12 protein-coding genes and 1 pseudogene are annotated in these 11,589 nt (G+C 71.0%); 7 read left to right on the forward strand and 6 right to left on the reverse strand.

Annotation, left to right across the window (positions count from 1 at the left end):
* Window positions 1-43: 43 nt before the first annotated feature.
* Window positions 44-301 (forward strand): hypothetical protein, encoded by a 258-nt coding sequence (locus ACFXI4_RS24945; protein ID WP_384994647.1) that lies wholly within the window; start codon window positions 44-46, stop codon window positions 299-301.
* An 80-nt stretch (window positions 302-381) separates the two neighbouring features.
* Here the strand turns inward: ACFXI4_RS24945 and ACFXI4_RS24950 are convergent, their stop codons facing one another.
* Window positions 382-951: a TetR family transcriptional regulator C-terminal domain-containing protein gene (locus tag ACFXI4_RS24950; RefSeq protein ID WP_384994649.1), complete on the reverse strand. Its 570-nt coding sequence runs from the start codon at window positions 949-951 to the stop codon at window positions 382-384.
* A gap of 182 nt (window positions 952-1,133) precedes the next feature.
* On the opposite strand from ACFXI4_RS24950, the gene ACFXI4_RS24955 reads away from it, so the two are divergent.
* From ACFXI4_RS24955 to ACFXI4_RS24965, 3 genes are all read left to right on the forward strand, one after another.
* Entirely contained in the window at window positions 1,134-2,153 is a 1,020-nt protein-coding gene (locus ACFXI4_RS24955; protein WP_384994652.1) for an alcohol dehydrogenase catalytic domain-containing protein, read from the forward strand.
* Between the two features lie 293 nt (window positions 2,154-2,446).
* A complete protein-coding gene (locus ACFXI4_RS24960) occupies window positions 2,447-3,166 on the forward strand; it encodes a molybdopterin-dependent oxidoreductase (RefSeq protein ID WP_384994655.1) in 720 nt (239 codons plus the stop codon).
* Entirely contained in the window at window positions 3,117-3,806 is a 690-nt protein-coding gene (locus ACFXI4_RS24965) for a cytochrome b/b6 domain-containing protein (protein WP_384994658.1), read from the forward strand. Before ACFXI4_RS24960 ends, ACFXI4_RS24965 begins: the two co-directional genes overlap by 50 nt.
* A 29-nt stretch (window positions 3,807-3,835) precedes the next feature.
* On the opposite strand, the gene ACFXI4_RS24970 is transcribed toward ACFXI4_RS24965, so the two are convergent.
* Entirely contained in the window at window positions 3,836-5,191 is a 1,356-nt protein-coding gene (locus tag ACFXI4_RS24970) for a mycothione reductase (protein ID WP_384994660.1), read from the reverse strand.
* Window positions 5,192-5,348: 157 nt separating this feature from the next.
* Here ACFXI4_RS24970 and ACFXI4_RS24975 point away from each other — a divergent pair.
* A pseudogene (locus tag ACFXI4_RS24975) lies at window positions 5,349-5,605 on the forward strand (toxin Doc); the annotation flags it as partial.
* Window positions 5,606-5,649: 44 nt separating this feature from the next.
* Here the strand turns inward: ACFXI4_RS24975 and ACFXI4_RS24980 are convergent.
* Together ACFXI4_RS24980 and ACFXI4_RS24985 are read right to left on the reverse strand one after the other, a co-directional pair.
* Window positions 5,650-6,549: an NAD-dependent protein deacetylase gene (locus tag ACFXI4_RS24980; RefSeq protein ID WP_384994662.1), complete on the reverse strand. Its 900-nt coding sequence runs from the start codon at window positions 6,547-6,549 to the stop codon at window positions 5,650-5,652.
* A gap of 273 nt (window positions 6,550-6,822) precedes the next feature.
* Window positions 6,823-8,079 (reverse strand): alpha/beta hydrolase, encoded by a 1,257-nt coding sequence (locus tag ACFXI4_RS24985; protein WP_384994665.1) that lies wholly within the window; start codon window positions 8,077-8,079, stop codon window positions 6,823-6,825.
* A gap of 128 nt (window positions 8,080-8,207) precedes the next feature.
* Between ACFXI4_RS24985 and ACFXI4_RS24990 the strand changes: the two genes are divergently transcribed.
* Window positions 8,208-8,654, forward strand: a complete 447-nt coding sequence (locus ACFXI4_RS24990; protein ID WP_384994667.1) for a MarR family winged helix-turn-helix transcriptional regulator — start codon at window positions 8,208-8,210, stop codon at window positions 8,652-8,654.
* 58 nt (window positions 8,655-8,712) lie between these two features.
* Here the strand turns inward: ACFXI4_RS24990 and ACFXI4_RS24995 are convergent, their stop codons facing one another.
* Entirely contained in the window at window positions 8,713-9,216 is a 504-nt protein-coding gene (locus ACFXI4_RS24995; RefSeq protein WP_384994669.1) for a hypothetical protein, read from the reverse strand.
* Window positions 9,217-9,425: 209 nt separating this feature from the next.
* Window positions 9,426-9,965 carry a hypothetical protein gene (locus tag ACFXI4_RS25000; protein ID WP_384994671.1) on the reverse strand — a complete coding sequence of 180 codons (540 nt, stop codon included), beginning with the start codon at window positions 9,963-9,965 and terminating at the stop codon, window positions 9,426-9,428.
* Window positions 9,966-10,789: 824 nt separating this feature from the next.
* Between ACFXI4_RS25000 and ACFXI4_RS25005 the strand changes: the two genes are divergently transcribed.
* On the forward strand, window positions 10,790-11,557 hold the full coding sequence (locus ACFXI4_RS25005) for an SDR family NAD(P)-dependent oxidoreductase (RefSeq protein WP_384994673.1): 768 nt from the start codon (window positions 10,790-10,792) through the stop codon (window positions 11,555-11,557).
* Window positions 11,558-11,589 lie beyond the last annotated feature (32 nt).

Raw genomic sequence — 11,589 nt, forward strand, 5'->3', positions numbered from 1 at the left:
GGACACCGTATGTCTGGACCTGCGTTTCGAAGGGGTGAGCGCCATGCAGCTGGTCCAGCACTACAAGTCGATCGAACTCTGTGCCGCGAGCACCACCGAAGCCGAGGAGATTCTCGGATTCTCCGGAATCGCCCCGTCGCGCAGAGAGCTCTATCTGCCGGTCGTCCTTCGGTCCGAGAGCGGATCGGGGTTCGTGCTGTGCCGAAGCGTCACCGCTGAGCGCGGCGGAGAAGACCCGGTCGCATCCGACCTCGAATACGAGGACCGCAGCGTCATCTGGAGCAGTCGCCCGCAGTCGTAGGCGCGAAGCCGGACGGCCACGAGGAGCAGCGCCCCGACACCGCACGGTGTCGGGGCGCTGCTCGTTCGTGACCCGCGGGCTCAGCGGAGCACGACGTCGAAGACGATGTGGAAGAACGCGTCCAAGGGGGCGGAGGACTTGTCGGCGCGGGCCGCGATCAGGGCACCCTCCCAGGCGCTGAGAACGAAGAGCGCGGTCGCCGGCAGGTCGAGCGAGGCGCTGATGTCGCCCGATTCCCGGGCCTCGGCAAGTACCCGCTCGATGTGCGAGGCCCACTGCTGAAAGCCGCGCCGGACCGCCGAGCGGATCTCCTCGGAGTGGTCGGCCACCTCGGCACCGAAGTTCCCGACCAGGCACCCGCGGGCGAAGCCGCTGTCCACGGTGTCCGAGCCCATGAACTCGAAGTGCGCCCGGAGCCGTTCCAGCGGAGGGCCGGGCATGTCGAGCATGTCGAAGCGCAGGCCGACGGCATAGCGGCCGAGCGCCTCCAGGGCGCTGTCCTCCTTGCTGGCGAAGTGGTTGTAGAAAGAACCCTTCGGGGCGCCGGCGGCCGAGGTGATGTCGCTGATACCGGTGGCGTTGAAGCCCCGGGTACGGAACTGCTCCAGTGCCGCCTGCGCAATCTCCTCGCGCTTCGATGCGCGTGCCATCCCGATCACCTCCCGATCAATATGTCCGGTCGTCTTGATCACTGTCAAGGGTACGTCGCGGGCTCGCGCATCCTTGCCCGCTCGGACTTGACGTCAATTAAGACGACTGGTCATATTGAACCGCCATCGCAAGAAGAGAGCCCGCCGGCCCGTGCCGGCCGGGCGGTACCGAGGGAGCCTCCATGTCCACCACCTACCGGGCCTTCGAAGCCACCGGAGTCCACAGCCTCCGGCTGGTCGAGCGTGAGCTGGTCGACCCGGCGCCCGGCCATGTCCGGCTCCGGGTGCAGACCTGCGGCGTCTGCCACACCGACGTCCTTGCCGTGGAGGGCCTGCGCGCCGACCCGTCGAGCCCGCTCGTGCCCGGACACGAGATCGTCGGCGTGATCGACGCCGTGGGGCCGGGCGTCACCGCCTGGCACCCCGGCGACCGCGTCGGTGTCGGCTTCCTCAACGGACACTGCGGGGAGTGCGAGCCATGTCGCCGGGGCGACTTCGTCAACTGCCTCGACCAGGGGCAGACCGGCACGAACGTCGACGGCGGCTACGCGGAGGTGGCCTACGCGCGTGCCAGCGGACTGGTCCGCATCCCCGACGGCATGTCCGCGGCCGAGGCCGCCCCGCTGCTGTGCGCCGGACTGACCACCTTCTCCGCGCTCCAGCAGGACTCCGTCCGGGCGGGCAGCCTGGTCGCCGTGCAGGGCATCGGGGGGCTGGGGCACCTGGCCCTCCAGTACGCGCGCAGCCTCGGCTACCGGGTCGCCGCCGTCGCCCGCGGCAAGGACAAGGAGCCGCTCGCCCGTGAGCTGGGAGCTCATGAGTACATCGACAGCTCGGAGACCGACCCCGGCGCGGCCCTCGCCGGCCTGGGCGGTGCCTCGCTCGTCGTGGCCACGGCGTCGAGCGGCGCGTCGATGAACCCCCTGCTGCGCGGTCTGGCGCCCGGCGGGAAGCTCGTCGTCGTGGGTGCCGCGCCCGACCCGATGTCGGTCTCCACCCCCGACCTGATCTTCGGTACCCGGAGCATCGTCGGCAGCCTGACGGGTTCGTCGATCGAGAACGAGGACAACCTCGGCTTCACGCTGGCCCACGGCGTCCGCCCTTCGATCGAGACGATGCCCTTCGAGCGGGCCATGGACGCCTACGAGCGGATGCTCTCCGGCAAGGCGCGGTTCCGCGTCGTCCTCGAAGTCGCCGCCTGACCGAACGGCCTGGCGTCCGCGTCGGCGTCAGGTGCGGGTCAGGGGCGGCACAGTCGTGACTGCCGTCACTATTCTGACAGGTGATCGAGGTGTGCGGTGAGGCCGCTCCGTGATGGTGTGACCGACGTCCGCTCCTGTGAACTACATCTCCAACAGGCCTGGATGAAGGGGTGACCGTTGACGGTCGACGAATGACCATGCCATGATCGTCACCGCTTGAACAGGTTACGTACGCTGCCGGTGCATCGTCGGTCCGCGTGGCCCGGTGCCCCCATCGCGAAGGACCACTCGACATGGCAGAACAGCCGAAGCGGAGCCCGGACGGGGCGCCGGTCGGGCGCCGCGCCCTGCTGGGCATGCTCGCCGCCGGTGCGGCGGGCCTCGCGACCGCCCCGTACCTGCAACGTGGCTGGGAGGGGTTCCTGGGCGCCGCCTCCCAGGTCGACGCGACGGGCCTGACGGGCCTGCTCCCCAACCCCGGAGGGTTCCGCTACTACAGCGTCGTGGGCTCGGTGCCCCGTAAGAACGACACCACCTACGAACTGCGGATAGACGGCCTCGTCGACCGGCCGAGAACCTTCACGCTGCCCGAACTGCGGGCCATGCGGCAGACGCGGATCGTCGCGGACGTCCTGTGCACCGACGGGTGGCGCGTCAACGACACGCCCTTCGAGGGCGTGCGGCTGTCGGACCTCCTCGACGCCACCGGAGTGCGCTCCGAGGGCGCGGCCGTCCGCTTCACCTGCTTCGACGGCGCCTACACCGAAAGCCTCAGCCTCGAACAGGCGCGCCGCTCGGACGTGCTGGTGGCGCTCAGGATGCAGGACAAACCCCTCACCCACGAACACGGGGGACCGGCACGGCTCTACGTGGCCCCCATGTACTTCTACAAGTCGGCCAAGTGGCTGTCCGGTATCTCGGTCACCGACGAGGTCGTCCCCGGCTACTGGGAGGAGCGCGGATATGCGGTCGACGGCTGGCTCGACGGTGCCGACCGCGGCGGCGCGGTCTGAGGGGACCGACCGGGTCCGCAGGTTCGGCCGGGCCCAGCGCCTGGTCCACCGGGCGACCGGCTGGCTCATGCTGCTCTGCCTGGTCACCGCCGCCTGCCTGTACATCGCACCACTGGCCCAGGCCGTCGGCCGGCGTCACCTGATGGTCACCGTCCACGAGTGGTCGGGCATCTGTCTGCCCGTTCCCCTCCTGCTGGGGCTCTTCTCCCGGGACTTCCGCGCGGACCTGCGCCGCCTGAACCGCTTCGCGGTGTACGACAGGCAGTGGCTCAGGGCGGTGCGCAGACGCCGTGACTGGCCGGAGGCCCGTCCGGCGGGCAAGTTCAACGCCGGGCAGAAGATCTACGCGGGCTGGATCGCGGGTGCCGTGCTGGTGATGATGTTCACCGGTCTGCTCATGTGGTTCCTCGGGCTCCTGCCGTTCATCTCCCGCACCAGCGCGATCTTCGTCCACGACTGCCTCGCCTGGGCGATCGCCGGCGTCCTGCTCGGGCACCTGCGCAAGGCGTACCAGGACCCCGAGGCCAGGCTCGGGATGCGCACGGGATACGTGAGCCGCTCCTGGGCGGCGCGGCACCATTCACGCTGGCTGCGCGACGACCCGCCGGACGCGGCGGGCGAGAGGTCCGAGCGCCGCTGAACGGAGCGGCCCGCCTCGGCGTCGCGCGACTACAGGTTCAGCAGCGCCTGCTCGACGGCCTCCGTGAGGGCCGGGTGGATGTACAGCACGTCCCGCCCGATCCGGTCCACCGTCAGTCCCAGGGACATGGCCTGGATCAGGGGCTGGATGAGCGTCGCGGCCTGGGGCCCGATGATGTGGGCGCCCAGGAGCAGCCGATCGGCCGGACTCGCGAGGAGTTTCACGAAGCTGGTGGTGTCCTCGAGGGCCCATCCGTAGGCGGTGTCGGCGTAGTCGCGGACGCTCACCAGGCAGTCGATGCCGCGCCGCCGGGCCTCCTGCTCCGTGAGGCCGACACTGGCGACCTGAGGGCTGGTGAACACCGCGTGCGGCGCCACCTTGTTCTGCAGCGTCCGCACGTCCTGCGGATGGAGGATGTTGTGCCGCACCACTCGCGACTCGGCGTTCGCCACGTGCTTGAGCTGGAAGTGGTTCACCGCGTCGCCGAGTGCCCACACCCCGGGCACGGACGTGCGGTAGGCGTCGTCGGTGACGATGTGACCGTGTTCGTCCAGCTCCAGCCCGCCGTCGACGGCCCGCAGCCGGTCGGTGTTGGGCCTGCGGCCGACGCACACCAGCAGCATGTCGGCCTCGACGGCATGCTCACCGTCCGGACATGTCACCAGCGCCGCCACACCGTCCCCCTTCGGTTCCACCGAGGTGACCCGGGCACCGAGCAGCACACGGTGCCGCTGCGCGGCGAGCTCGGTGAAGCGCCGCGACACCTGCTCGTCCTCCGCCATGAGCAGGCGTGGCCCGCGCTGCACGATCGTGACGTCCGCGCCGAACGAGGTGAACACGTGGCCGAACTCGGCGGCGATGAAGCCGCCGCCGAGCACCAGCAGGGACGCGGGCAGGGCGTCGATCCGCATGATGGTGTCCGAGGTGTGGAAGGCGACGGTGTCGAGGCCGGGGACGTCCGGCACCACCGGCCGCGACCCGACGGCCACGACGATCGTCTCGGCGGTGATCCGCTCGGCCCCGACCTCCAGGACCTTCGGGGCGACGAAGCGCGCGGGTTCGGTGAACACGTCGACGCCCTGGCCTCTGCGGTACTCCACCGCACTCTCGTGCAGCGGATCGATCCGGCCGAAGACACGGTCCCGGACGGACTTCCAGTCGACGTGCGACACACTCGCGTGGACGCCGAGGCGCTGCGCCGTCCGCGCCCCCTCGGCGGCGTCCGCGGCGACGACGAACATCTTGCTCGGGATGCACCCCCGGTTCAGACAGGTGCCGCCGAAACGGTCCGGTTCGACGATGGCGGTCCGCAGGCGGTCGAACTCCTCGGACAGCAGCATGTTGCCGCTGCCTGCCCCCAGGATGACGAGATCGTAGTGCCGCACGTCTACCACCTTCCGTCGGGCGGGACACCGACCTTGCGGCGCGTGGCTGTGAGAACGCGGTCCCACTGATCACAATTCTGTCCCCGGGCCCCGCTTCACACCACCGCCGGCCACGAGGACGGAACGGCATCCCGGTTCACCGGCAGGCACCTACTGGATGCCGACCCTCGCGACAGCCGATCCGGACACCGCCTGGCGCGCCGCGGCCCTGCTGCACACCATCGTGCGCCTGGAGCCGCTTCCGCACCGCAACAGCCTGTACGCCGCGTTCATCGCCGCCCAGTACATGTGGCACAGGCCGGCGAGGGCATCGACGCTCCCTGTGGCGCCCTGTCCGACCTGGTCCGCAAGGTCCGTGACACCCGGATCAGCGTCCAGGACGTCGCCGAGCAACTGCGGAGCTGGAAGCTGTAGCCCCCCGCTCCCCGCCCGGAGGCGCACCCGGGCCGTAAGGCGCCTCAGCCGGCAGGCCCGGCACCGACCGGGATGCCCAGCCGGTGGGCCACGGTGGTCAGGGCCGGACCCAGGGGGAGCGCGACGCGGGTGAGGGCGTGCGGGTCGCCCCGGGTCGGGTCCTGGTTGACGATCACCACCGGCTTCCCCTCCTGGTGTGCCTGGCGGACGAACCGGAGTCCGGACATCACCGTCAGCGAGGAGCCCAGGACCAGCAGTGAGGACGCGTCACGGACCAGCCCCCGGCAGTGCTCGACGCGCTGCGGCGGAACGGCCTCGCCGAAGAACACCACGTCCGGCTTGAGGACGCCGCCGCAGTCGGCGCAGGGCACCGTGCGGAAATCGCCGACCTGCGCGTCGGTGAGGTCGGCGTCACCATCCGGGTTGATCCCGGCGGCCACCGGGTCGAAGCCCGGGTTCTCCGCCTCCAACCGCCGAGCGAGTACGCGCCGCGGGCTGTAGGCGCCGCAGGAGAGGCAGACGACCCGGTCGAGGCTGCCGTGGAGTTCCACGACACCCTCGCTGCCGGCGGCCTGGTGCAGACCGTCGACGTTCTGGGTGATGACACCCGAGACGTGCGCGTGCCGTGCGAAGGCGGCCACCGCCAGGTGCCCGGCATTGGGGAGGGCGCGGCCGAAGGTGCGCCAGCCGAGGTGGCTGCGCGCCCAGTAGCGGCGCCGCGCGTGCGCGCTGCCGGTGAAGTCCTGGTAGGTCATCGGCGTGTGCCGGCTCAGGCTCCCGTCCTTGCCCCGGTAGTCCGGGATGCCCGACTCCGTGGAGATACCCGCGCCGCTGAGCACCAGTACACCGCCGGCGCTCAGCGCGGCGACGACCGGTTCCAGGTCGGTGGTACCCGGCGGCAGGTCCGCGGCGGGGGTCCAGCTCAGGGTGGGGCGCATGCGCATGCCGCCAGGGTACGGAGTCGGCGGCGTCCCGGGCTCGCCGGCCGGCGGCCTGTTAGGGGTCGGCGGCACAGCCCGCGGCCCCGGTGGCGCTCCGCGCGGGCCCGGCCAGAAGACGCGGGCGCCCGTCGGGGACGGGCCGCGCGGCGCGGAGGCCCTGATCCGGGGGAGTGCAGGCCCTGCCACCGAGGGGCCGGTAGGCGACTCGGATCGCGCACCCTGCCGTGCGTCAGCGTGCCTCACCGCCGCCACCGGCAGGCCGCCGGTCCCGAGGCGTCATGCCTGGCGGGCGTCGCTGATCTGGGTGGGGACGGCGCCGAGCCACCAGGTGGGGTCGGCGGTGCCGTCGGTGGTGCGGCCGTCGTTGTGGACGTAGTGGCGTACGTCGCGGCCGGGCTCGGCGAACTCGCCGTTCAGGGCGCGCTCGACCCACTCCGCGCCGAAGCGGAAGACCTCGGCGGCGGTGCCGCCCAGCGGGTGGAACTCGTTCTCGTAGACGCGCAGCTCCTTGGGCGCGCGGACCCGCTCGTAGCTGGCCAGCGCCTGCTCCAGCGCGGTGAGTTCGTCGAATTCGCCGATGCCGTAGAGGACGGGGCAGGTGATGTCCCGGACCAGGTCGCCCAGCGGCATCCGGGCGGCCAGTTCGGTGTCGAAGGCGTCCTCGTCGGTGTAACCCGCCATGAACATGTAGTTGTTCTTGAAGGTGGGCTGGGCGCGCTCGAAGATGGTGGTGAAATCGCCGGTGACGGCCTCGAAGGCGGCCAGCGCGGCCAGGCGGGGGTCGGTCGCGGCGGCGCGTGAGCCCCAGTAGCCGCTCATCGAGATGCCGAACATGCCGATCCGGGCGGGGTCGACCTCCGGCAGCGAGGCCAGGTGGTCGATGTAACGGCTGATGGCACGCTCGTAGTTGGTGAGGTCGACGGTCAGCCCGTTGGCCCGGCTCTCGCCCTGGCCCGGGCCCTCGATGGACAGGGCGACGATGCCACGGGAGGTGTAGTACCGCTCGGCCGCCTGGATGTAGTCCTCCTTGATCATGTCCATCCCGGGGCCGAGGATCACCGCGGGCGCGTCGCGGACGTCACCGGCCGGCAGGTGGAGGAGGGCGAAGATCTCCTTGCCCTCGAAGTCGAGGACGACGCGGCGCACCCGGTGGTCGCGGAGCGCGCCCAGGCGGTCGACGCAGTGGTTGGTGCGTTCGCGGAAGGCGAGCTTGCGCGGGTCGGCGGCGTCGAAGACCGAGTACTGGGCGCGGCCCCACATCACGGCGGCGCGTACGTACAGGTCGGCCGCGGTCTGCGCGAAGCCGCCCTGCTCGTGGTGGGCGGCGCGCTCCTCGGCCTGTCCGGCGACGGTGGCCCAGGCCTTGGGCAGCATCACGCCGCTCTGTACGAGGTCGAAGACCTTGTCGAAGTCGGTGTGGTCGTGGCCGAGCTGCTCCAGGGTGCCCTTGGCCTGGGGGTGCAGGGCGTCGAAGCCGCCCTGGGCGAGGGCGATGTCCAGGGCCCAGCTCTGACCGGTGGAACGAGCAGTCATGTCGGATGTCCTCACTCGAAGGGTGTGGCAGGCATTCGCCGGGGCAATACCTAAGTACTTATTAAATAAGTACTTAGGTTAAGCTGATTGTCAATCCGCCCACCGATCGGAGAGAGGGAGACCCGGCGATGCCCGAACCTACCCGCGACACGGCCCTCGACCAGCTCGCGCGCGCCGCCTACAGCCTCAGCGCCGCGGACTCCCGCCTGCGCGGACGCGCCACCCGCACCCCCGGCGCGCTCTCGCTCACCCATGCCCGCGCTCTGCGGGTGCTGGCCGAGGAGGGGCCGCTGCCGGTCGGCCGGCTCGCCGCGGCCACCGAGACCACCGGCGCCGCCACCACCCAGCTGGTCAACGGTCTGGCCGCGGCCGGCTACGTCACTCGCGAGCGTCCCGCAGCCGACAAGAGATCCGTCCTGGTCGCCCTCACCGACGCCGGTCGCCGTCGCCACCACGAACGTCAGGTCGGCCTGGCCCGGGCCCTCGACAGCGCGCTCGCCCGCCACGACACCGCTGCCCTGGACACCGCGACCGACGTTCTGCGCCAACTCGCCGCCATCTACGACCAGTTGTGAGGCGGCTCCGGAGCCGGACGCCGATCCGCTTCACGGTTTTCGCCGCTCGCGCATCCGCTCAGTGGCACATCGGACGGCCCGCGTGCCGCTTCCAGAGCAGGTTCACGTGTTCCTTGGCGGCGGTGTGCGCGCGGACGGCGGTCACGGTGACGGACCCACCGGTCTGACCGGGAAGGTCGAAGGCGTAGAGCGCCCGCCTGTGGTCGAGAACGCCCTTCAGCCGCCGGAACGTCAGGGGTGTGCCGTTGCACGTCACCGACCGGACGGTTTCCCGGTCCGCGCCGATCACGAGGTTCTGGCTCGTGCCGATCGCCGCGATGGTGACGAGGGGGACGAGTCCGGGCCGGGAGGAGAAAGCGGTGTCGCCGGGGGAGGAGGTACAGGTCGACACGGTGTATCCGCCGTCGGCCCCAGCAGCGCCCGAGCAGAAACGGCCGTCGGCGGTTGCCCAGACGAACAGGGCACTGCGCCGGCCGACGCTGGCGGTGGCCGTTCCGGCGTGACCCGGAAGGTCCTTGACGGACATCTGCGCCAGCAGGGTGGACCTTGCCGCCTCAATCACCCTGCTAGGGGCGGCGGTTGTGGAGTGGGGTGAAACGGGGCGGGTGGGAGCGGCCGATGTGGCCGGGTTGTGCGACCGCGTCGGGAACGAGTCGCCGCGCTGGCCGCAACTCGCCACGGAGAGCAGGACAACGCCCGTGAGCGCGGACGCCAGGAGCCTGTTCATGATCCCCCCGATATGCCAGGCACTCCCCCCAGCCTAGCGCCGCGTCAGCAGTATCTGCTGGTGAGCCAGAAGCAGGCGCCGGTTCCCAGACCGAACACGAGGTGGGCGCTCAGGTCGTCGGCCAGTGTCCTCGCGCTGTATTTCCAGATCGGCTCGTAGAGCCCGGCCTGCGGGAGGACCAGATAGGCGCTGGCGCACACGGTCGCGCCGAGCGGAATGCCGAGCAACGGATTCGGGCGCCGGGCCGATCCGGCGGCAATTCCGTACAGCGCTCCCCACGCGGAGCCGTACGACCAGTGCATCGCCGTGCTCGTGAACCAAGCCCACCGGTCAGGGATCTCACGCTGTGTGAACCCCTCCAGCACCCGCTTCGCCACCTTGCCCGGATCCGGCGCCTCTTCCCAGTCCTTGACCGGCGCGAACTCCCAGCCCTTGGGACTGTCCGTGCCGCCCGCGCGTCGATAGCGCAGATAGCGCACCGCATCCATGCACACCGTCCCGGCGATGCCGGCGACGACGCCGTTGACGACGGCGGCCAGGGGGGTGAGGGGCCGTCGCGGACGTCCCGTTCTCATGATGCCCATGACGTCAACCACCTCGGGCAACCGCCCGCGCCCAGTGCCGCGCCGTCGCCCCTCGGGTTCCAGGAAGTACAGAATCTCACTGGTCACCGTCGCCCGCACCCCACGCGGTGTCTGGCGCCCACGGCGTGCCGCACGGCCGGGTGGCGTGGGCCGCGGTGGCGGTCCAGGGTGGGTGGTGTCCGGGGCCCCGTCGGCGTCGCCGGGGGGCCGCGCTCGTAGCGGTGAAACACTCAGTGCCCCGCAGGCGGGCGGAGCCTGATCCCGGCGGTTCTGCGACCAAGCCCCCCGCACATGGCCGTGTCAGAGGTCCTCCCAGCTCGGTGGGCCCTCGACGCACTTCCGGTCGGGTCCACCACGTGGACCACGTCTCGGGTGCCCACCGCCCCCTCTGCCCTGCCGGGCTCCGGGTCCGTGAACGGGCAGACCGACTCCGACCACCACGCCGCGCTCTCCGCACGTCTGACGACCGAGCACGAGAGCATCCCGGGCCGACTCGTTGACCACGTGCACCGGCAGTCCGTCAGCGCCGGAACCGCCGCAGGCCCCGCACCCCCGTGACGGAGACGGCAGTGGTGGCCGGCGCGGCCGACTTGCACCGTGCTGCGTCTGCTGGGGTCTGCCTGGTCTCGAAGGCCTCACGCTCGGACTCCCCGGGATCATGGATCGGAGAAGGATCCTCGCAGGTCACAGGCCGTTGAGCCATGTGGTCCTGGACTGTCCGTCGGTTCCGCGGCCGACCGCGTGTCAGAGACGGCCCGGCTGTCTCGTCTCAGGTGGTGAAGGCGGGATCCGGGAGTGCCCGCCTCGACAACAGGGAGCAGACGATGAGGGACGAGAGCACGCACCAGGAGGTCGCTCTGATCACCGGTGCCAACAAGGGGATCGGGCGTGGCGTCGCCGAGCAACTGGCCGCGCTGGGTATGGCGGTCGTGATCGGCGCCAGGGACCCGCTGCGCGGCGAGGAGGCCGCCGCGGCGGTGCGCGCGGCCGGTGGCCGTGCGTACGCCGTCACCTTGGACGTCACCGACCCGGCCACCGTCCAGGAGGCCGCCAGGCGGGTCGAGGATCGCTCCGGTCGTCTCGACGTACTGATCAACAACGCCGGAATCACCGGCTCCGGACAGGTGTCGCCCGCCGACGCCCACGATCAGGTTCCCAGCTCCGTCGATCTGGACATGGTTCGGGCGGTGTTCGAGACCAACGTCTTCGGGGTGATCCAGGTGACCAATGCCATGCTGCCGCTGCTGCGGCGGTCACCGGCGCCACGCGTCGTCAACGTCAGCAGTCACGCCGCGTCGCTGTCTCTCACCAGCGATCCGGACGGCCCCTTCGCCGCGCTGCTGCCGTCCGCCGCGTATGCGCCGTCCAAGACCGCGCTGACGGCGCTGACCGTGCAGTACGCCAACGAGCTGCGGAGGGACGGCATCCCGGTCAACGCGGTCGCCCCCGGCTTCGTCGACACCGACAGCAACAACCACACCGGGTTCCTCACGGTCGCGCAGGGCGCCTCATGCGTGGTGCGCCTGGCCGTGCTAGGCACGGACGGACCGACCGGAGGGCTCTTCGGTGCGGAGGGCCCGGTGCCCTGGTGAGGGTCGGGCGCGTGTGGAGCCGTAGCAGGTCC

It is taken from the genome of Streptomyces sp. NPDC059224 (assembly GCF_042754285.1).
Classification (GTDB): Bacteria; Actinomycetota; Actinomycetes; order Streptomycetales; family Streptomycetaceae; genus Streptomyces.